This window comes from uncultured Faecalibacterium sp., from assembly GCF_900066275.1.
Lineage (GTDB): Bacteria > Bacillota > Clostridia > Oscillospirales > Ruminococcaceae > Faecalibacterium > Faecalibacterium taiwanense.
In genome coordinates, this window is the sequence record NZ_FMFG01000001.1 from 120,485 (window position 1) to 140,741 (window position 20,257).

Sequence of the window (20,257 nt, forward strand, 5' to 3'; positions counted from 1 at the left end):
GTTATGGAGCCAAACCGTGGGTTAAGCGATAACCACAAGCCGAATAGATTCACCCGAATCGAACCAAAACGCAAAATGCCCACTCACCGTGGAGATTCAGCTCCATCGGTGGGCGGGTGTTTTTTGCCATTCGGCAGTAAACTGAATAGCAAATAACATAAAAGGGACACCTACAACACCGTGGTGCTGTCCGATGTCCCTTGCGACTGATTTTATCGTTGTCCGCCAACCTCAGGCCCCTACGTCCTGCATCGCTTTCGGGTTTTATCGCTGCCCGCCAGCCTCAAGCCCTTACGTCTTGCATCAGATCGGATTTTAGGTGTCAGCCACACCAGCGGAGTGACGTCCGCTTTCCATTTAAGATTATATTCAATTAACACCTCAATAGCAATGCCCCATACAAAAGTTTAGCGAGGTGAGTATATCCTATGAGGTACGGAAAGTGTGGAAAGCAATGCGGAAAGTGCGGAAACTTGCCATATAAAAAAGCAGAAACTTCTTTCCCTAAATGGAAACCTCTATGCTAAAAGTGTCAACTTCATCTCAAAAAATGGCAACCTCAAATGGCAACCTCCATGCTAAAATTGGCAAGTGACATATACAAAATGCCATTATACAGAACTGCCCACTCCCCTGAGAACTCCTCAGACGAGTGGGCATTCTTCTTTCCGTGTATCAAATTTACCTCTGTGGTCACTCAAATCGCCACCAAGTCATGGATCAAAAATCATCATTTTTCATTTGTCCCAGAGTAAGTGCACGGTTTCTGCACTGTTTTTGCACGGTTTCAAGGGATGCAATGGGTACTCTGACTTGCAAAATACGACAAAGGGTGCAGAAATTACACAGTGAAAAATCACGATGCTTTGCGCAAAAACGACGTAAACTCGAAACTTCTAAAATCAGAGTGTTCTGCCCGGTGGGCTCTTTTAATCAGAGGGCCAGGGATTCGAGTTCCCTCGAGCGCACCAAAATCCAACGAAGAATCGTAAGATTCCTCGTGGGATTTTCCTTTTATACGCCATTTGCACGGTCTCTGCACGGTTTTTGCACGGTCCGCATTTTTCATGTCAGATGGAGTAAGTCCGTGAATTACTCTGCAATTCGTGCTATTTTTTGCAATTCAGGTCAACAGAGCAAGGCGAAGCTGCGCTTTTACAGAGGGGTCCGCGTCTTTCAAAAGCTCCAGCAGTACCGACACGGAGATGGTCGGTTCTGCTTCAACCGGGGTAGCCTGCACAGGTGTTGTTCCCTGTACCGCTTTCACATCGCCGCCGGAGATCATCAGTTGGTAAGCAGAGCGCAGGCTGCGCGATGGAATCGCTGAATAGCACAAAGGCATGTTGGAGTCCAGATGTAAAGAAAAAACGGCAAAGCAGATAAAATCCACTTTACCGTTTTATAGCAATTCAACTTCTTCATGTAACAGCAACAGCGTTGAATTGCATATCGCAAATTGCTGTTTTAACGTTCCACTAATTTCTTGCCTTGCGATCAAGAAAGCACGTCTGCTAAACGCTCTACATTGAAAATATAATCGTACACTGCTATAATAAAATTGTGATATTATCACCAAAAATTCGAGATGCAAAGCGTTTGCGATTGGCAAACATTCAGGAGGAACGCATGGTAACAGGAGCCATTAAAAATAAGGTAGACAAAATCTGGACGGACATTTGGGCAGGCGGCATCACCAATCCGCTGACCGTCATTGAACAGCTGACCTATCTCATGTTCATCCGGTCACTGGACGAGAAAGAGCTTGCCACCGAAGATTTTGAGAACATGGTGGGCGAAAAGATGGAGCACATCTTCCCGGCCAGCGAAGCAGGACAGTCTATGCGGTGGAGCCGCTTCAAGGATAAAGATTCCCGCGAAATTTTCCTGACCATGCAGCAGCGGGTGTTCCCTGCCATCAAAAAGATGAAATATGGCCGTCTGCCGGACTTTGACGCAAACGGTGAGCTGGTGGAGATCGCAGACGACCCCACCCGCCCGGACGAGGGCAACACCGCCTTTGCGCGGTACATGGACGATGCCATGTTCCTGATCCCCACGCCGCAGGTGCTGCAAAAGATCATCACCGGGCTGGAGGATCTTTACACCCACGACATTGCCGACCTTGATATGCAGGGCGACCTGTATGAGTATATGCTGGGCAAGCTGGCAACCGCAGGGCAGAACGGCCAGTTCCGCACGCCCAAGCACATCCGCGACATGATGGTGGAGCTGGTGCAGCCCACGCCGGACGACTTGATCTGCGACCCCGCCTGCGGCACGGCGGGCTTTCTGGTGTCCAGCGCGCAGTACCTCCGCGCCCACTACGAGGACAGCATGACCCCGGAGCAGTGGCAGCATTTTGCCGGCCCGATGTTCACCGGCTTTGACACGGACCGCACCATGCTGCGCATTTCGGCCATGAACCTGATGCTCCACTCCATCACGAACCCGGAGATCGACTACAAGGACAGCGTGTCGAAGCAAAACTCCATTTGCAGCAAGTACACCGTTTGCCTTGCAAACCCGCCGTTCAAGGGCACTGTGGATGCCGAGAGCATCAACGACGACCTGAAAGCCGTCACCAACACCAAAAAGACGGAACTTCTGTTCCTTGCGCTCTTCCTGCGGATGCTCAAAACCGGCGGACGCTGCGCCTGCATCGTGCCGGACGGCGTGCTGTTCGGTTCCAGCAAGGCGCACCAGAGCATCCGAAAAGAACTGATTGAAAACCACCAGCTGCGGGCGGTCATTTCTATGCCCTCCGGCGTGTTCAAGCCCTACGCAGGCGTGTCCACGGCGGTGCTGGTGTTTACCAAGACCGGCGCGGGCGGCACCGACAAGGTGTGGTTCTACGATATGAAAGCCGACGGCTTCTCGCTGGACGACAAGCGCACCGAGGTGAAGGAAAACGACATCCCGGACATCATCGCCCGGTTCCATAACCTCAACGCCGAAATTGACCGCAAGCGCACCGAGCAGAGTTTCTTTGTGCCCAAAGAAGAAATTGCCGCCAATGGGTACGATTTGTCCATCAATAAGTACAAAGAGACGGAGTATGTGCCGGTGGAGTACCCCTCGACCACGGAGATCCTTGCCGACCTGCATGAGCTGGAAATGGAGATCACTAAAGGTCTGGCAGAGTTGGAGGAGATGGTGTGATGAAAAAACTTCTTCCAGAAGTCTGTACTATTCAGTATGGATTTCCTTTTGACTCTGCAAAATTTTCAGATAGTAATGGAACGCCGCTTATCAGAATCCGCGATGTGGTAAGGGGGTATTCTGAAACCTATACAACAGAAGAATATAAGAGTGAATATATCGTACACGAAAATGATTTACTCATCGGTATGGATGGTGAGTTCAACATTGCAAAGTGGGGAAAAACACCCGCACTTTTGAATCAGCGAGTTTGCCGATTAGCACCAAAGGATAGTATTGATAAAGACTACTTATTTTACTTTATGCCCATCGCACTAAAGCGAATCGAGGAAAAAACGCCGTTTGTCACAGTAAAGCATTTGTCTGCAAAAGAGTTGAACAAAATTGAAATTCCTGTTTTGTCCCTAGAAGAACAAAGAAAAATTGCAGAAACGCTGAGCAAGGTCGATGAATTGATAGCATTTCGAGAGCAGCAACTTGCTAAACTGGACGAGCTGGTAAAGGCGCGATTTGTGGAGATGTTTGGGGATGCAAAACTTAATCCCAACAACTTACCTTGTTGTAGTCTTTCTGAATATATTGTGTTCCTCACTTCTGGTTCTCGTGGATGGTCGCAGTATTTCACTGATAGTGGCGAATACTTTATAACAATAAAAAACGTAAAAAACTGCAAAATCACATTGCAAGATGTTCAATGCGTTACGCCACCAGATAATGCTGAAGCTAAACGCACAAGAGTTCAAGAAAACGACCTACTCATTAGTATTACGGCTGATTTAGGCCGTACAGGTATTGTTACAAAGAAAATTGCAGAGCATGGAGCATATATCAATCAGCACTTGACCTGTATTCGATTGAAACAAGATAAATTGAATCCATTGTATGTAGCGTATTACATGGAAAGCGATGCAGGAAAAGAACAATTTATTGCAAAAAATCAGAGTGCAGTGAAAGCCGGATTGAATTTTAATGCGATTAACTCGTTGAAGCTAATGGTGCCGCCGCTTGCCCTTCAAAATCAATTTGCTGCCTTTGTGGAGCGTGTAGACCAGCAGAAGCAGACCATACAGCAGAGCATTGAAAAGCTGGAACTGATGAAAAAGGCGCTGATGCAGGAGTATTTTGGGTAAAAGGGTGTGCAGCAGCGGATTTTAGCGGTATAATAACGTTAAACGGAACATTTTACCACGAAAGGAGCATACGATGATGACTTTTGAAGAAGAAAGAGACTACAATAATGCAAAGTTTGATGCAATCAAGGCAAAGAACTCGATTCAAAAGCTGAAACCTGAGCTTCGGGAGCAACTGCTAAAAGAACTGGTTGGAGCAGAAGCGTATGCTGCAATGTGGCAGACATTTAAGCAATTATGCAACGGTCAGAGGTGATATTATGGAACATTTTATTACAAGTGTCCACATCAATGAGGTTCGACATCTAAAAGACATTGAAATCAAACTGAACCCTGAAAAGCGTCAGCATCTTATCCTGACTGGTAAAAATGGCTCCGGTAAAACTTCGGTATTGCAGGCGATGAAAGATTATCTGCAGGCAATCGATGATGGGGTCTATCAGGAATTGTGTATTCGGAGATCCTATAAATCGAATGATAAGCTTTCTGAACTTGAAAAAATTGTTGCCGAAACATTTGCAAAGTATAATTCTGGAGTAGAAGTAGACGTTTCAAATGTAGTAGGCTTAGACCGTTTATATAGTCAGGGAGAATTTGTAACTGCTTACTTTCCGGCAGACAGAAAGACAGTGATTCATCGCGCAAAGGGAGTTCAAGATGTAAAACTAGAAAATCAATACAGTTTGGATGATACACCAGAAAATATTTTGCTGAAATATATGGTTCATCTCAAAACTCAACAGGCATATGCAAAGAATGAAAATGATTTAAGTGTCGAGAAGAAAATCGCGGAATGGTTTTCCCGCTTCGAAAATGCGCTAAAAGTATTGTTGAGCGATGACAGCATCCGATTGATATATGACTATAAAAACTATAATTTTCTAATTGAACAGAAAGGTCGAAATCCATATAGTTTGGATGAACTTTCTGATGGCTATTCTGCAATCATCGGTATTGTCGCAGACCTAATCCTCCGTATGGACCGCAACTGGTTGCTGAAAGGCGAACTGAGCCAGTACGATGTGGAGGGCGTTGTGCTGATCGATGAATTGGAAACGCATCTGCATGTAGAGCTTCAGCGCAAAATTTTGCCTTTCCTGACGGAGTTCTTCCCGAGAATTCAATTTATTATTACAACACATTCGGCTTATATTCTCAATTCTATCAGCAATGCTTGTATTTACGATTTGGAAAAGCAAGTGCGGTTTGCTGATTTTTCAAGCTATTCAGCAGATGAGATTGCTGAGGGCTATTTTGACGCACCAAATTATTCTGCCACTATGCAGGATAAAATTCTTCGGTATCAGCATCTTGTTAAGCAGGAAGAGCTTTCCGATAGTGAAAAGGCCGAGCGTGCCCAATTGAGAATTGAATTGAAGACCGCGAACAAACTATTAGAAGAAGACATTTCCGATGAATTCAATCGAATTGAAGAAAAGAAGGATTCTAATGGTTAAGATTGAACGAACAAATGGGGAAAACGCTAAAATTGCAATAGCGTCTCTTGAAAAAGAAAAGCAGAAAAAGAACGGCAATTACAACGCCTCTGAAATTTTTGATGCAATAAATGAAATATTTCACGGAAAATGCTATTTGTGCGAACAACGGGGATTTTACCAGGTCGAGCATTTGATTCCACATAAAGGCAACAAAGATCTTGAATTTGAATGGAACAATTTGTTTTTAGCCTGTCCTCATTGTAATAATATAAAAAGAGACAAATACACTCCGATTCTGGATTGCTGTAAAGTGGATGTTGATCAAAAAATTGCGTTTCGAAAGCATGGATATTGGGGAACAGAAGAATATCTAGAGTTCACCGCACTATCTGATGATGCAGAAACGAAAATGACAGTTAAGTTATTAGAAGAGATTCATCATGGCTCTACGCCGCAAAAGCAAGCAGAAGCCAAAATACTTTATGTTAAGATTGTAAAATCCATGCGCACATTTAAAAACTATGTACTGGAATATGAAGCGGCTAAGGGGCAGACAAAACTGGATACGTTAGAATTAATAAAACTAGAGTTAAAGTCCACTTCCGAATTCACTGCTTTTAAGCGTTGGTTGATTCGAGATGCAAAGGAAAAATACCCGGAGCTGCAACAATATTGCCAATAATCATCCTACATAAAGGAGCTGATTTTATGTCCAACTTCTCCTATCTCTCCACCCGACCCGAATATTCCCTCTTCGCCAATTCTGCCATCGAGGCCGAGAAAGTGTTCTCCACCTCCCCGGCAATGTGCGCGGTGGGATGCCGGAAGGCGTTGGAGCTGGCGGTGAAGTGGGTGTATGCGGCAGATAAAACCATCACGATGCCCTACAAGGACAACCTGCAATCCCTGCTGCACGAACCGAGTTTCCGGTTCGCGGTGGACCGCAATGTGTGGAGCGTGCTACCCAGCATCGTGAAGGCGGGCAATCTGGCGGTACATACAGGGCATAGTGTGTCGGCGGCGGATGCAGTATTCAGCCTGCGGGGGCTGTTCGATTTCATCCAGTGGGTGGATTACTGCTACGGCACAGACTATGTGGAGCGCTCCTTTGACGAGACAGCCATCCCCGGCGAAAAGGTAACACTGGACGAAAAGAAGATCCGGGAACAGGAAAGTTTACTGTCCCAGAAAGATGCCGAGTTGGAAGCGTTGCGCAAGCAGGTGGAGAGCCTTTCGACGGCGTACACGGCCAGCAAACAGCAGAACCAACAGGGCCGCAGTTTCACCGCTGCCGACCTGACCGAGGCCGAAACACGGCGGAAGATCATCGACATCGACCTCAAGGCCATGGGGTGGAAGTTCACCGGGCCGGACGCCGATGTGCGCACCGAGTACGAAGTGGACAACATGAACGGCGTGCTGGGACAGAAGGGCTATGCGGACTATGTGCTGATGGGCAAGGACGGCTTGCCGCTGGCGGTCATTGAAGCCAAGCGCAGCACCAAAGACCCCAACATCGGGCGCAAGCAGGCTCAGCTTTATGCAGACTGTCTGGAGCAGAAGTTTGGCCGCCGTCCGATGCTGTTTACCACCAACGGCTACACCACCTATTTCTGGGATGAGCAGAGCGGCCCGCAGCGTGCCGTGAGCGGGGTGTTCTGCAAGGACGACTTGCAGAAGCTGATGAACCGCCGCACCGAGAAAAAACCGCTGGACACCATCGAAATTGACGATAAAATCACCGACCGCTACTATCAGAAAAACGCCATCCGGGCAGTCTGCGCCCATATTACGCAGGGCTTCCGGCGCAATCTGCTGGTCATGGCAACGGGCACAGGCAAGACCCGCACCGCATCCAGCCTGACCGATGTGCTGAGCCGGGGCGGTCATGTGACCAACGTGCTCTTTCTGGCGGACCGCACCGCGCTGGTCAAGCAGGCAAAGGACGACTTCAAGAAGTATCTGCCCGACCAGTCGCTGTGCAACCTCTGCTCCTCCAAGGACGATAAGGCCGCGCGCATCGTGTTTTCCACCTATCCCACCATGCTCAACGCCATCGACAACGCCAAGACCAAGGACGGCGTGCCGCTGTTTTCGCCCGCCCACTTTGACCTTATCATCGTGGACGAGAGCCACCGCAGCATTTTCAAGAAATACCGCGCTATTTTTGATTATTTCGATGCGGTTCTGGTGGGCTTGACCGCCACCCCGAAAACCGATGTAGACCGCAACACCTACGACTTTTTCGAGATGGAGCACGGCATCCCCACCTACGCCTACGATTACGACACGGCGGTCTACACCGACCATGTGCTGGTGCCTTACTACAACTACGAGGTCAAGACGAAATTCACAGAAGAGGGCATCCACTACGACCAGCTTTCACCGGAGGATAAGGCCCGCTATGAGGACGATTTTGCCGAGGACGATACCCTGCCCACCTTTATCCCATCCGAAAAGCTGAACAAGTTCATCTTCAACGCCAACACCGTGGACACGGTGCTGCAAGACCTGATGGAACGGGGCATCCAAACGGCGGGCGGCGACCGCATCGGCAAGACCATTATCTTTGCCCAGAACAAGCGCCATGCGGAGTTTATCCGGGAACGCTTTGGCAAGCTCTACCCACAGCTGGAGACCCAGTACCCGGGATTCATCCAGCGGGTGGTCTGCGACGACGCCTATGCACAGTCCATCATTGACGACTTCAAACAGCCGGACAAGCCGCCGTTTATTGCGGTCTCGGTGGATATGATGGACACGGGCATTGATGTGCCGGAGTGCGTGAATCTGGTGTTCTTCAAAAAAGTGCGCAGCAAAACGAAGTTCTGGCAGATGATAGGTCGTGGCACGCGGCTCTGCCCATCCCTTGCCTGCGTGGATGCCATCGACGGCGAATATACGGGCAAACGGCGTTTTCTGATCTTCGACTACTGCGGCAACTTTGAATTTTTCCGTCAGAAACCCAACGGCTACGAGAGCGCGGACACCAAAAGCCTGTCCGAGAGCATTTTCTGCAAGCAGGTGCGGATTGCCGCCGCGCTGCAGGATGGAGCCTATGGGGACGAAAAATACCAGAACTGGCGTAAGATCTTAACGGAGACCTGCCGTGCCGAAGTGGGAGCGCTGAATCCGGAGCTGGTATCCGTGCGGCTGCACCGACAGGCCGTGGAACACTATCAAAAGCCGGAAGCCTTTGTCAGCCTGACCGAAACGGACAAGGGCACTCTGATGAAAGAGGTGGCACCGCTCATCTCGCTGGACGATAAGGACGAGGCCGCCAAGCGATTCGATAACTTTGTGTATGGCTTGCTGCTCTGTGAACTGGAAGGTCTGCCGGGGCTGGGCCGCGCCCAGAAACAGCTGCGCAGCACGGCGGCAATGCTGGAAGGAAAGGCTACCATCCCGCAGGTGCAGGCAAAGCTGCCCCTCATCCGAGAGGTGCAGACAGACGAATTTTTGACCTCGCATGATTTGCTCCGCTTTGAGGAAATGCGGCAGGAACTGCGGGAACTCATCAAGTTTCTGGTGGACGGTGTAGAAGGGCAAAAGCCTGTCTACACGGCCCTTGCCGACCCGGTACTGGAACAGACCGAGGGCAAAGCGCTGGATTCCGGCTACGATTTTGGCGAGTACCGGGAACGTGTGAACCGCTACATCATGGAGCACCGCAGCGATACGCTGGCTATCCACAAGCTGACCCAGAACATTCCGCTTTCCCGGGGCGACTATACCGAGCTGGAACATATCTTCACCTGTGAGCTGGGCAGCAAAGAAGACTATGCACGGGAGTTTCGGGATACACCCTTTGGTCTGCTGGTGCGTAAAGTGGCAAAGCTGGACCACGATGCTGCCATGCAGGCATTTTCCAAGTTCATCAACGATGAATCGCTGAATGCAAAGCAGATAGCGTTCGTGCAGAAGGTCATTCATTACATCGAGCAGAACGGTTATGTGGAAAGCAAAGCGGTGCTGATGAAACCACCCTTTGACCAGCCCATCCTGTTTACCCGCCTGTTTGATGGCAAAACAGGGAGTGAACTGATGGATACGATCAATTCGGTGAAAGAGAATGCCACCCATGTGACTGCATAAAGTAGTGGAATGTACTGATAAAAACCGGTATAATTCAGGACTATCGAAAAATGAATATCCTGCAACGCAGTATGGCAAGTCAGGGAATTTTGAACGATACGCAAACGACTCTGGCTGATTACCTGATGAGCATCGCACAAATTTCCGTGGAGGATGCCGGAGCGATTTATATCGAGTTGAGCAGCATCCGCGGCAATTTTATGGCAAACATCATTCTGCGCATGATTGAAAATTATCACTTCCTGCCCGATATGGCGCGGAAACTGAAAAACAAACAAGCACTGGTGGAAAGCGTAATTGCAAATGAACAGCTGGAGCCTTCCATTACGTCGCCCATCAAAGATGTGTATGATGAACTTGTCAACAGCAAACTGGATATGATCGAGGGCCTCGTGCCGATCTCTGCCATCCAGTATGATGCTAAGATGCAGGAAGCAGAAAGACTTTAAGAGGAGTGCGACTTGTAGGATTGCTTTAAATTATCGAGTTAATCCGCAGGCTGAATAGATTCACTCAAATCGAATGAAAACGAAAAAATGCCCGCTCACCGTGGAGATTCGGCTCCATCGGTGGGCGGGCATATCCAATAAAACACCAGGATACGATTATGCTTTTCGTACTTCAGCTGGGATCTTGTTCTGGCTCAGATATCCCACAGGGAGGGCGCAGAGGTGGAAACTGCGGCGGCACCTGCGTGCATGGCGGCCATGACGTCGGCTTTGTCCCGCAGCAGGCCGCCTGCAATGACAGGCACCTGTGTGCGGGCGCTGATCTCGGCGATGACCCGAGGCATGATGCCGGGAAGGATCTCGACAAAATCCGGCTTGCCCTGCTCCAGCTGACCGGACAGGCTGGTCAGCGAGAGGGAATCCAGGATGAATGCCCGCTGGACGGTCAGCAGGCCGCGGTGGCGCGCCCGGCGGATCAGGGTCGGGCGGGTGGAGATGATGCCGTCCGGGTGGCACAGGGCGTTGAGGGAGTCCACCGCGATCTCCCGCGACGAAAGGCCGTCCACAAGGTCGATGTGCACCACGGCCAGTTTTCCGGCATCATGTATGCGGTGCACCAGACCGTCTACGGTGAGCAGGGTGCTTGCCAGCAGAAAAACGGCGCTACAGGGCGAAGCCAGCGCAGCAGTCAAGGCTTCGTCCGTTTTCACAGCGGCGATCACCGGTTCGTCCAGCAGGGTTTCAGCAAGAGGATGCATTGGGTAAGACTCCTTTCGAGTCAGATTTACAGAGATAGGGAGCAATCAGAAGATACGGCCCTTTCAGAAAACTCTAAAAGGGCCGCACCATGCGCAAACCAAGTTTATAAAAAATTGAGGGGTTTGTAAAGAGGATTAAAGAGGCATTATTTATGTGCCTGCACGGCTGCATTATTTTTCTTCAGCAGTACAGCGCATGCTATGGTAACTACAAAGCCGATCGCGATCAGTGCGTAGACCAGAGCAGTGCCAGCGTACTGTGTTCCGGGGGTGTGCACGCGAATCTCGCAGATGCCCCACTCGCTGACAGCTGCAAGAACGCCGCAGAAGATGCCGCCAAGGTAGGGATTGCCTGTGTGCTGGTACAGGAGACGACAAATCAGGATCGCAACAAAGATGAAGCCGGGCAGCGCATACACTGCAGTTGCGGCAGAAGCCAGACCGCCGAACATCGGGTTCGAGCCGGTAGCCTTGAAGATGCCGTAAACGTAGCAGAGGACGAACAGAGTGGGAACCGATGCGATAAAGCTGATCAGAAGGTTAGAAAGCAGCTTGTTTTTGCCGAGCGCCGTGCTAAAGTTAAAACTGTTGACGCTGATGGACATGACAATGTAGTACACGAGATACATGGGTACAACAAGGAGCATACCCGGGATGCGGTTGGCTCCAAACTTCATAAAGCCCCAGTAAACGATCAGGAAGTTCACATCCACAAAATAGTCGACGGCAAAAACCATCAGGATCAGGGCAAAGACTGCAAGCAGGGCCGCGCCGATGGATTTGAGGAGTGCATGCCCGGAAATAGCGATGCCGGTATTCCGGAAGGAGAAACCGTGTTTTTTGCCGTAGGCCATGTACCACACCGTGCACAGAACAAGAGTCAGTGCGCCGCACAGCAGAGAGATCAGGCCGTGGTACGCAGGGTTGGCCGAGTGGAAAAGTGCATCACGGTAAGATGCCAGTCCCTGCTTGTTCAGGAATCGAATCATGAGGATGGACAGGACGGCACCGATGATCTGGATGCCCCAGAACCATGCAACTGCGTTCTTATCGCCAACTGGGCGAAGGTCCTGCTCGCCATTGTCGGCACACTGGAATGTCTTGACGGAGTTGACCAGCCAGACCATCAGAGACCCGGCAAACAGCAGCAGACCGGACAGGGCGATGATCTTGAAGATGTTCCAGATGGTATAGGTGTAGCTGCTGGCGCTCAGAGCAGTGCCAGTGGGCATAACACGGTTAAAGAAGGTCAACACACGGTTCATGACCAGCGGGGACCACCAACCAGCCATATGCGTCTCGTTAGAAACAAAGATCTGGCGGCTTCCGGTCTTTCCGCCGTAATCCTGCTCATAAACGGTCTCCGCCACGCGCTGTTCACTGGTGGTTGCGGGGTCGATACCGAAATACAGGAAGGACTGTGCACTGTTGTTGATCACATATTCTGCCGGGCTGGAAAGGTTGGCTGCATACTTGTTGGCGTCGTTGGAATAGGTACCGTTATCATTAGCTTTTTCCGAGAAGAAGAACTCGTCGTTCTTGTCTGCGAGAACTGCGACATCTCGGGCACCGTAAACATCGGTGTAGCCCTCGCTGTTACGCACGATGGGATCGCTGTGAATCAGGAAAATGGCCTTGACAACATTCAGACTGTCGTTATCGCACTGCAGTGCTTCGCCAGCTGCCTTGCCACCGCGGGAGTAGCCCAGCAGCGAAACTCGGTCGGTATCAACGTAGGGCAGAGTCACGCCGTAGCGTACCGCATCATAAAGGCCGCGGCCCTGGGTGAGCCATTCGGAGTCCGGCAGAGGTTCGCTTTCGCCCATGCCGTACATATCCACGCCGATCGCAACATAGCCGCGGCGGGCGAGCTCAATGCAGTAGTGCTGCATTTCTTCTTTGTTGTTGTTTCCGCCATGCTGTACAAAAATAGCGGGCGCAGGCGTTTCAGCGGTGGCGTTTTCCGGAATATAAACATCCATCGCAAGGGTATGACCGGATTCGGATTCAATGGTAACGTTCCGGATGGTCGTTTTGCCGGAGTTCGTCTGTAAAATGAAAGAACCGGCAATGCCTACGATGATGAGCGCGATGCTGACGATGAGACTGATCAGCGGCCTTGAAAGTTTTTTCTCGTTCATATGGGGGACCTCCTTTTTGAATCTGATTTTTCCGTAATAAAAATGGGGACACACTGCATCTGGACGATACAGTGCATCCCCATCTCACTTCTCTTGGGATGCTTCTAGTATAGCGTTTTGTAACAAAATGTCAATAGAAAATAAACAATTAAAAAATATTTTGTGCGCGAACCATAAAGTCGGGCGAAAACTATCAATGCTCTGCCCAGTCGCAGCTGCGGCCCACAGCCTTGTGCCAGCCGGAGAGCAGACGGGTGCGCTCAGCCTCGTCCATCTGCGGGGCAAAGGTCATGTTGCAGTGCCACAGGCTGCGGATCTCGTCCCGGTCCTTCCATACGCCGGTGGCAAGGCCCGCCAGATAGGCAGCGCCCAGAGCAGTCGTCTCCCGGATGGCCGGGCGCAGCACGGTCTTGTTCAGGATATCGGCCTGGAACTGCATCAGGAACTGGTCGCGGGATGCACCGCCGTCCACCTTCAGCGAGGTGATGGGCACGCCGGTGTCCTTTTCCATAGCAGCCACGAGGTCTGCGCTCTGGTAGGCAATGGACTCCTCTGCCGCGCGGATGATGTGGTTCTGGGTGGTGCCGCGGGTGATGCCCACAATGGCACCGCGGGCGTACATATCCCAGTACGGTGCACCCAGACCAGTAAAGGCCGGCACAATGTAAATGCCACCGTTATCCGGCACCTTCTGGGCATAGTATTCCGCATCGCGGCTCTCCTGGATCATGCGCAGGCCGTCGCGCACCCACTGGATGACGGCACCGCCCACAAAGACGCTGCCCTCCAGCGCGTACTCCACCTTACCGTTCAGGCTGATGGCGATGGTAGAGATCAGGCCGTTCCGGCTGCGGCAGATGGTATCGCCGGTGTTCATCAGCAAAAAGCAGCCGGTGCCGTAGGTGTTCTTGGCCTCGCCCTTGCGAAAGCAGCTCTGTCCGAACAGCGCAGCCTGCTGGTCACCGGCAATGCCGGCCACCGGGATCTGCACACCGCACAGATCGGTGGTGCCATAGACCTCGCTGGAATCGGTCACGCGGGGCAGAATGCAGCGCGGAATATCCAGCGCTTTGAGCAGGGTGTCGTCCCAGTCCAGCGTGCGGATGTTATACAGCATGGTGCGGCTGGCGTTGGTGCGGTCGGTGACATGCACTCTGCCGCCGGTCAGCTTCCAGACCAGCCATGTGTCCACAGTGCCGAACAGGATCTCCCCTGCCTCGGCCCGCTCCCGCGCACCGGGCACATTGTCCAGGATCCACTTGATCTTCGTTGCGGAGAAATAGGCATCGGGCATCAGGCCGGTGTTCTCCCGGATGTAGTCTGCCATGCCGGGCTGCTGCAGCAGTTCATCCACCAGCGGAGCCGTGCGGCGGCACTGCCAGACGATGGCATTGTAGATGGGGCGGCCGGTGGCCTTTTCCCACAGGATGGTGGTCTCCCGCTGGTTGGTGATGCCAATGGCGGCGATATCGTGGGCATCGACACCGCTCTGGGCCACCACCTCGTTCATGACTCCATACTGGGTGGACCAGATCTCCATGGGGTTGTGCTCCACCCAGCCCTGCTGCGGATAGATCTGCTCAAACTCGCGCTGCTGCACCGCAATGATATTCTGCTCATTGTCGAACAGGATGGCACGGCTGCTGGTGGTTCCCTGATCCAGCGCCAGAACATATTTTGTACTCATGCTTTTGCTCCCTCCGTATCGTTTCAGGAGTGTGTATCACAGATTTCGCGTCGCCACAACGTCCACGCCGGTGCCGCACACATCTGCCAGCACCACCTGTCCGGTGCGGACGGGGGCGTGCAGGGTGATGCGGTCCAGCGCAGCCATGACCTCGGTCATCTTCTCTTTGGGCACAGCCTGCGCAGTCTTTACCGGGCAGCGCGGGTACAGCCCACCCTCCACCCGCACCGTGCTGGTGATGATGCGAGTGGGATGGGTCAGCTCTTCCCTGCCGTAGGCGGCACCGTTGGGGCAGGCGTTTCCAGTTACATTATAATCATTTTCCGGGTCTACCTGCAAGTGGCAGCCGCAGGGACAGCAGATGCAAATGACTTCTTTGATGCTGCTCATTTTGCAATAACCTCCTCTACCGCAACGGTCAGCGGGCCGTCTGCTTTTTCCAGCAGGACTTTGGGCAGTGCGATGTGCTCCATCTCGCCGGGAGCCATGCGCTGGCGCTTGAACCGGGCCAGCTGCCTGCCGCCGCAGGTCACGGTGATCTGGCTGGGGCCGTAGTTCTGCCGCACACGGAAGGAAATGTTCACGCTCCTGTCCACATCAGCGGGGCGCACCCGCTGCGGCACGGTGTAGCCCACGCCATTGCCCGGAACAAGGTCAAGCACAACCGTATCGGCGGCTTCGCCCTTCAAAACATAGGCCGCCGCAGAAGCACCGGCAAGGTCGCTTTCGCCCGAAACGAAGTCCACCAGATCATGCACGTGCACCACGTTGCCGCAGGCGAACACGCCGGGGATGCCGGTCTCCATATTCTCGTAGACCACAGCGCCCTTGGTGTGAGGGTCCATGGGGATGCCCGCCTGCCGGGTCAGCTCATTTTCCGGGATCAGGCCGACGCTGAGCAGGATGGTGTCCACATCAAATTCTATCTCGGTGCCCGGGATGGGGCGGCGGTTTTCGTCCACCTTGGCAACGGTGGCCTTTTCCACGCGGGCCTTGCCCTGAATATCCACGATGGTATGGGACAGATACAGGGGGATGTCGAAGTCCTGCAGGCACTGCACGATGTTGCGGGTCAGGCCGCCGGAATACGGCATGACCTCCACGCAGGCCAGTACTTTGGCACCTTCCAGCGTCATGCGGCGGGCCATGATCAGGCCGATGTCGCCGCTGCCGAGGATGAGCACCCGCTTGCCTACCAGATAGCCCTCCATGTTGACATAGCGCTGGGCCGCACCGGCGGTGTAGATACCGGCAGGGCGGGTACCCGGGATGCCAATGGCACCGCGGGTGCGCTCCCGGCAGCCCATGCAGAGGATGATGCTTCTGGCTTCCAAAATCTGATAGCCCTTTTCCCGGCTGACGCAGTGGATCTTTTTGTCCGGGGTGACGTCCAGCACCATGGTGCCCAGCTCCACCCGGACACCGGTGGAGCGCAGCAGTTCAATGCAGCGGCCTGCGTATTCCGGGCCGGTGAGCTGCTCGCCAAAGCGGTGCAGGCCGAAGCCGTTGTGGATGCACTGGTTCAGGATGCCGCCCAGCTCGTTGTCGCGCTCTAAGATAAGGATATCGCGCAGACCATGCTGCCATGCGCTGTAAGCTGCGGCAAGGCCTGCAGGGCCGCCGCCGACGATGACCAGATCAATCATGGTGTTCTCCCTCCTGCTTGGTTTCGCACAGTAAGACGTTGGTGCCGGCCTTATCCTGCAGCACGTCCAGCGGACTGATGCCCAGCGTTTTGCTGATCAGCTCCAGCACCCGCGGCCCGCAAAAGCCGCCCTGACAGCGGCCCATACCGGCACCGCAGCGGCGCTTGACACCGTCAATGGTGGTGGCGGGGATCTCTTCGTGCAGAGCGTCCAGAATTTCGCCCTCGGTGATCGTCTCGCAGCGGCAGATCACGCGGCCATAGGCGGGTTCCTTTGCAATGAGCCGGGCTTTTTCTTCGGGCGGAAGCTCCTTGAAGCGCACCCGGGTGCGGCCATCTCTGTAATCCGCCTTGGGGGCGGGCAGATCGCCGTGAGCTTCCAGAATTTTGACGGCTTCTCTGGCAACGGCCGGTGCACTGGAAAGGCCGGGCGATTTCATGCCCGCCAGATCAATGAAACCGGGCGCGCCCTCTGCTTCGCCGATAACGAAGTCGCCCGTGTCCACATTGGCACGGACACCCGCAAAATTGCGGATGGACTCGCTGAAGCGGATGTTCGGCACGCTGCGGCGCGCTGCGGCGCTGACGAAGGCCAGCCCGGCGGCAGTGCAGGCGGTATCGTCCCCTTCCACGGGGTCGGCGTTCGGGCCGACGATCAGGTTGCCGTGGACGGTGGGGGCCACCAGAACGCCCTTGCCGTTTTCGTTGGGGCACTGGAAGATGACGTGGTGCACACGGCTGCCCTCGGATTTATCCAGCAGGTAGTATTCGCCCCGGGTGGGCTGGATGGTAAATTTGTGGGGTGCGGCCATGTCGTGCACGGCCTGCGCCGAGATGCCTGCCGCATTGATGATATAGCGCGTTTCCACAATTCCGGAGGGGGTGGTCAGTGCCCAGCCGCCGGCGGTCTTTTCGATGCGGGTCACAGGGCAGCTGCGGTGCAGCTCCACGCCGTTGCGCACAGCCACTTCTGCCATTGCCAGCGCAAACTCCCACGGGCTGACGATGGCGGCGCTGGGCGCATACAGCGCGCCAACGACAGTGGGGGCCAGATTCGGTTCCATGGCAAACGTTTCCTCTGCGGAAAGCAGCCGGATGCCCGGCACGCCGTTGGCGATGCCGTTCTCATACAGTTTCTGCAGGTGGGGCAGCTCTTCCGGGCTGAGGGCCAGCACCAGACTGCCGCACTGCAGGTACGGCACATCCAGCCGGGCGCAGATCTCCTTGGCCAGTGCGGACCCCTCCACGTTGAGCCGCGCCATCCGGGTGCCCGGTTCGGGGTCGTAGCCAGCGTGCAGAATGGCACTGTTGGCCTTGGTGGTGCAGTCTGCCACGTCATTTTCAGCCTCGAAAATGGCGGTCTGCAGCGGGTAATGGGACAGCTCATAGGCGGCTGCCGCACCAATGACACCGCAGCCGATAATTGCTACATCCAGCATAAAAACCTCCTGATCGCTCCGTTTGCCGAATAAAAGAAAAAGAGCAGGACAAACAAAAGGGCCTTTCGACTCTCCCCTTGCTTGTTCTGCTCGATCCTCTGAACAAACCTTTATTGTCTTTATGATAATGCGATCTGCACAAGATGTCAAGCTTTTGTTGAAAATTTAAAGCTCATTTTTACCTGTGCGGCTTTTTCCTGCTCTTTGCGGGCGCGGAGGCTTTTGGCAGAGCACGGCCTGCTGCAGCATGGCCTGCAGCGCTGCGCCCGGCCACAAGGCCGGAGCCGAACGCCCAGTGCAGGTTAAAACCGCCGCAGCTGCCCGCGCAGTCCAGCGTTTCGCCCACAAAGTAAAGGCCCGGACAGCCCTTGAACTGGAAGTGCTGATCCACCTCCCGCAGGGCCAGCCCGCCGCCGGTGGTCTGGGCCTGCTTCCAGCTGCAGGGGGTCAGCCCTTCAAAGCGCCAGTGCTTGGCGGTGTGGGCCAGCTTCTGCCACTGTGCGGCGGTGAGCACGGCAGGCGCGTCGCTGTCCTGCAGCCCGGCGGCAGACCACACAGTACGGCCCAGCTTCTGGTTCAGCAGGCCCAGCCAGAAGTCAGCGGCGCTGCCCCCTGCCGTCTGGGCGGCGTGGGCCGCAAACAGGCTGGCAAGTGCGGTTTCGTCCACTGCCGGGAAGAGGTCCAGCTCCACAGCAGGAGCCTTGGGGCCGCGGCCCGGGGCCAGCAGGCCGGACAGCTGCATGATGCAGATGCCGGAAAGGCCGTAATCGGTGAACTGTACCTCGCCGTTCTCGCAGGCAAGCACACGGGCACCGTCCAGCAGGGATGCTGCTGCCTTGGCACGGATGCCAGCCAGCGCTTTGCGGGGCTTTGCGCACTGCAGGGCGGTCAGGCAGGGGTACAGCGGCTCCACCCTGCCGCCGCACTGGGCGGCGAACCGGGTGCCAAAGCCGTCGGTGCCGAACTGCGGCCCTGCCTCGCCGCCCATGGCGCAGATGACAGCATCGGCGCGCAGCGTTTCGGCAGAGCCCTCTGCCGTCTCGAACTGCACGGCGTAGCCGCTGCGGCTCTGGTTCAGGGTGCGCACGGTGCAGCCGGTGCGCAGCTGCACATGGTGCTGCGCAAGGTGATGCTCCAGCAGGGCCAGCACGTCCGCCGCCTGATTGGAGTACGGATACACCCGGCCCGCCTCGTCGGTGCGGGTATAAAGCCCCAGCGCACGGAACCAGCGCAGCGGGTCGGCGGTATTTACGGCATCCAGCAGCGGACGAAGTGCTGCCGGGTCGGCAGTGAAATACAGCTCCGGTGCAATGCCGGTGTTATCCAGATTGCAACGGCCATTGCCGGTGGCAAGCAGCTTTTTGCCCGGCTTCGGGTTGCGCTCCAGCACAATGACCTGTGCAGCGGGGGCACTTTGTGCCGCCGCCAGCGCGGCTGCAAGACCGGCGGCACCGCCGCCCAGAATGAGGATGTTCGGCATCCGGACACCTGCCTTTCTCAGTAGAATTTTAGGATCTGTCTTCATAAGCGGGGTGCTGTGCTTATGAAAATGGCTTTTTGTATCATTGTAGCAGAACCCTGCCGGAAACGCAACGAAGAGGCAGCTTTCCGTGCAGGTCTTTTTGCGCGGGGGCAGCAGGTATAAATGGCCCGGCCTGACAGATACTAGTGCTGCAGGCATTTTTAAGGAAACGGAGGAGCAAAAACATGAAAGCAACAGGAATCGTGCGCCGCATCGACGAGCTGGGCCGGGTGGTGATCCCCAAGGAGATCCGCCGCACCCAGCGCATCCGCCGCGGCGACCCGCTGGAGATCTTCACCACGGGCGACGGCGAGGTGATCTTTAAAAAGTATTCGCCCATTGGCGAGATGAACGCAGTGGCGGCCCAGTATACCGAGGTGCTCAGCAAAAGCTTTGCGCTGACCGCACTGGTGGCCGACCGCGACCGCATCCTTACGGTGAGCGGCTCCGGCCGGCGGGAGCTGGCCGACCGCAGCATCAGCCAGCCGCTGGAAAAGCTGATGGATGGCCGCAGGCTGTACCAGAGCGAGGGAATTGCCGAAAAGTGCATCCTGCCCTGCGAAGGCTCGCCCCGGGTGGTGCTGTGCGCCGCACCCATCATTGCGGCAGGCGATGTGACCGGCGTGGTGGCCCTGCTGACCGAAGACCGCACGGCCACGCCGGATGCCGCCCAGCTCAAGGCCGTGAATGTGGCGGCGGCATTTCTGGCAAGGCAGATGGAAGAGTAAAGAACATGCCGGAGCGCTTTCCTTATAATAAGGAGGGCGCTTTCTTCGTTTATGACAGAATTATG

Annotated in this window: 16 protein-coding genes; 8 read left to right on the top strand and 8 right to left on the bottom strand. The window is 54.2% G+C overall.

What is annotated here, in order from left to right; translation table 11 throughout:
- Positions 1–1,123: 1,123 nt before the first annotated feature.
- Positions 1,124–1,390 carry a hypothetical protein gene (locus tag QZL71_RS00630; RefSeq protein ID WP_294647319.1) on the bottom strand — a complete coding sequence of 89 codons (267 nt, stop codon included), beginning with the start codon at positions 1,388–1,390 and terminating at the stop codon, positions 1,124–1,126.
- Between the two features lie 236 nt (positions 1,391–1,626).
- Here QZL71_RS00630 and QZL71_RS00635 point away from each other — a divergent pair, with 236 nt between their 5' ends.
- The 7 genes from QZL71_RS00635 (at position 1,627) to QZL71_RS00665 (ending at position 10,272) form a co-directional block, all read left to right on the top strand.
- Positions 1,627–3,159: a type I restriction-modification system subunit M gene (locus QZL71_RS00635; RefSeq protein WP_294647321.1), complete on the top strand. Its 1,533-nt coding sequence runs from the start codon at positions 1,627–1,629 to the stop codon at positions 3,157–3,159.
- Entirely contained in the window at positions 3,159–4,289 is a 1,131-nt protein-coding gene (locus QZL71_RS00640) for a restriction endonuclease subunit S (protein WP_294647322.1), read from the top strand. Before QZL71_RS00635 ends, QZL71_RS00640 begins: the two co-directional genes overlap by 1 nt.
- Before the next feature lie 73 nt (positions 4,290–4,362).
- The gene (locus QZL71_RS00645; RefSeq protein WP_154260016.1) at positions 4,363–4,545 is read left to right on the top strand and encodes a hypothetical protein; all 183 of its coding nucleotides are present in this window, start codon (positions 4,363–4,365) and stop codon (positions 4,543–4,545) included.
- A 4-nt stretch (positions 4,546–4,549) separates the two neighbouring features.
- Positions 4,550–5,746: an AAA family ATPase gene (locus tag QZL71_RS00650; protein WP_294647324.1), complete on the top strand. Its 1,197-nt coding sequence runs from the start codon at positions 4,550–4,552 to the stop codon at positions 5,744–5,746.
- Positions 5,739–6,410 (top strand): HNH endonuclease, encoded by a 672-nt coding sequence (locus QZL71_RS00655; protein WP_294647326.1) that lies wholly within the window; start codon positions 5,739–5,741, stop codon positions 6,408–6,410. Before QZL71_RS00650 ends, QZL71_RS00655 begins: the two co-directional genes overlap by 8 nt.
- Before the next feature lie 26 nt (positions 6,411–6,436).
- Positions 6,437–9,823: a DEAD/DEAH box helicase family protein gene (locus tag QZL71_RS00660; protein ID WP_294647327.1), complete on the top strand. Its 3,387-nt coding sequence runs from the start codon at positions 6,437–6,439 to the stop codon at positions 9,821–9,823.
- A gap of 50 nt (positions 9,824–9,873) precedes the next feature.
- Positions 9,874–10,272 carry a hypothetical protein gene (locus QZL71_RS00665; RefSeq protein ID WP_294647328.1) on the top strand — a complete coding sequence of 133 codons (399 nt, stop codon included), beginning with the start codon at positions 9,874–9,876 and terminating at the stop codon, positions 10,270–10,272.
- 194 nt (positions 10,273–10,466) lie between these two features.
- Here QZL71_RS00665 and QZL71_RS00670 read toward each other — a convergent pair whose 3' ends face one another.
- The 7 genes from QZL71_RS00670 to QZL71_RS00700 all read right to left on the bottom strand — a co-directional run bounded on the left by QZL71_RS00670 (position 10,467) and on the right by QZL71_RS00700 (position 19,422).
- Positions 10,467–11,030 carry a glycerol-3-phosphate responsive antiterminator gene (locus QZL71_RS00670; protein WP_294647330.1) on the bottom strand — a complete coding sequence of 188 codons (564 nt, stop codon included), beginning with the start codon at positions 11,028–11,030 and terminating at the stop codon, positions 10,467–10,469.
- A gap of 146 nt (positions 11,031–11,176) precedes the next feature.
- The gene (locus QZL71_RS00675) at positions 11,177–13,171 is read right to left on the bottom strand and encodes an alpha/beta hydrolase (RefSeq protein WP_294647332.1); all 1,995 of its coding nucleotides are present in this window, start codon (positions 13,169–13,171) and stop codon (positions 11,177–11,179) included.
- A 193-nt stretch (positions 13,172–13,364) separates the two neighbouring features.
- On the bottom strand, positions 13,365–14,858 hold the full coding sequence (gene glpK, locus QZL71_RS00680) for a glycerol kinase GlpK (protein ID WP_294647334.1): 1,494 nt from the start codon (positions 14,856–14,858) through the stop codon (positions 13,365–13,367).
- 36 nt (positions 14,859–14,894) lie between these two features.
- Positions 14,895–15,248, bottom strand: a complete 354-nt coding sequence (locus tag QZL71_RS00685; RefSeq protein WP_294647337.1) for a DUF1667 domain-containing protein — start codon at positions 15,246–15,248, stop codon at positions 14,895–14,897.
- On the bottom strand, positions 15,245–16,504 hold the full coding sequence (locus QZL71_RS00690; RefSeq protein ID WP_294647338.1) for an NAD(P)/FAD-dependent oxidoreductase: 1,260 nt from the start codon (positions 16,502–16,504) through the stop codon (positions 15,245–15,247). The genes QZL71_RS00685 and QZL71_RS00690 overlap by 4 nt, the downstream gene beginning before the upstream one ends.
- On the bottom strand, positions 16,497–17,942 hold the full coding sequence (locus QZL71_RS00695; RefSeq protein WP_097774613.1) for an NAD(P)/FAD-dependent oxidoreductase: 1,446 nt from the start codon (positions 17,940–17,942) through the stop codon (positions 16,497–16,499). The genes QZL71_RS00690 and QZL71_RS00695 overlap by 8 nt, the downstream gene beginning before the upstream one ends.
- Before the next feature lie 178 nt (positions 17,943–18,120).
- A complete protein-coding gene (locus tag QZL71_RS00700; RefSeq protein WP_154256081.1) occupies positions 18,121–19,422 on the bottom strand; it encodes an aminoacetone oxidase family FAD-binding enzyme in 1,302 nt (433 codons plus the stop codon).
- Between the two features lie 227 nt (positions 19,423–19,649).
- Here QZL71_RS00700 and QZL71_RS00705 point away from each other — a divergent pair, with 227 nt between their 5' ends.
- Entirely contained in the window at positions 19,650–20,192 is a 543-nt protein-coding gene (locus QZL71_RS00705) for a stage V sporulation T C-terminal domain-containing protein (protein ID WP_097774615.1), read from the top strand.
- Positions 20,193–20,257: the final 65 nt, after the last annotated feature.

Bases quoted from the DNA above. Each gene is read 5' to 3' on its own strand.
- QZL71_RS00635 (WP_294647321.1), top strand. From the start codon at position 1,627: ATGGTAACAGGAGCCATTAAAAATAAGGTAGACAAAATCTGGACGGAC.
- QZL71_RS00640 (WP_294647322.1), top strand. From the start codon at position 3,159: ATGAAAAAACTTCTTCCAGAAGTCTGTACTATTCAGTATGGATTTCCT.
- QZL71_RS00645 (WP_154260016.1), top strand. From the start codon at position 4,363: ATGATGACTTTTGAAGAAGAAAGAGACTACAATAATGCAAAGTTTGAT.
- QZL71_RS00650 (WP_294647324.1), top strand. From the start codon at position 4,550: ATGGAACATTTTATTACAAGTGTCCACATCAATGAGGTTCGACATCTA.
- QZL71_RS00655 (WP_294647326.1), top strand. From the start codon at position 5,739: ATGGTTAAGATTGAACGAACAAATGGGGAAAACGCTAAAATTGCAATA.
- QZL71_RS00660 (WP_294647327.1), top strand. From the start codon at position 6,437: ATGTCCAACTTCTCCTATCTCTCCACCCGACCCGAATATTCCCTCTTC.
- QZL71_RS00665 (WP_294647328.1), top strand. From the start codon at position 9,874: ATGAATATCCTGCAACGCAGTATGGCAAGTCAGGGAATTTTGAACGAT.
- QZL71_RS00670 (WP_294647330.1), bottom strand. From the start codon at position 11,030: ATGCATCCTCTTGCTGAAACCCTGCTGGACGAACCGGTGATCGCCGCT.
- QZL71_RS00675 (WP_294647332.1), bottom strand. From the start codon at position 13,171: ATGAACGAGAAAAAACTTTCAAGGCCGCTGATCAGTCTCATCGTCAGC.
- glpK (WP_294647334.1), bottom strand. From the start codon at position 14,858: ATGAGTACAAAATATGTTCTGGCGCTGGATCAGGGAACCACCAGCAGC.
- QZL71_RS00685 (WP_294647337.1), bottom strand. From the start codon at position 15,248: ATGAGCAGCATCAAAGAAGTCATTTGCATCTGCTGTCCCTGCGGCTGC.
- QZL71_RS00690 (WP_294647338.1), bottom strand. From the start codon at position 16,504: ATGATTGATCTGGTCATCGTCGGCGGCGGCCCTGCAGGCCTTGCCGCA.
- QZL71_RS00695 (WP_097774613.1), bottom strand. From the start codon at position 17,942: ATGCTGGATGTAGCAATTATCGGCTGCGGTGTCATTGGTGCGGCAGCC.
- QZL71_RS00700 (WP_154256081.1), bottom strand. From the start codon at position 19,422: ATGCCGAACATCCTCATTCTGGGCGGCGGTGCCGCCGGTCTTGCAGCC.
- QZL71_RS00705 (WP_097774615.1), top strand. From the start codon at position 19,650: ATGAAAGCAACAGGAATCGTGCGCCGCATCGACGAGCTGGGCCGGGTG.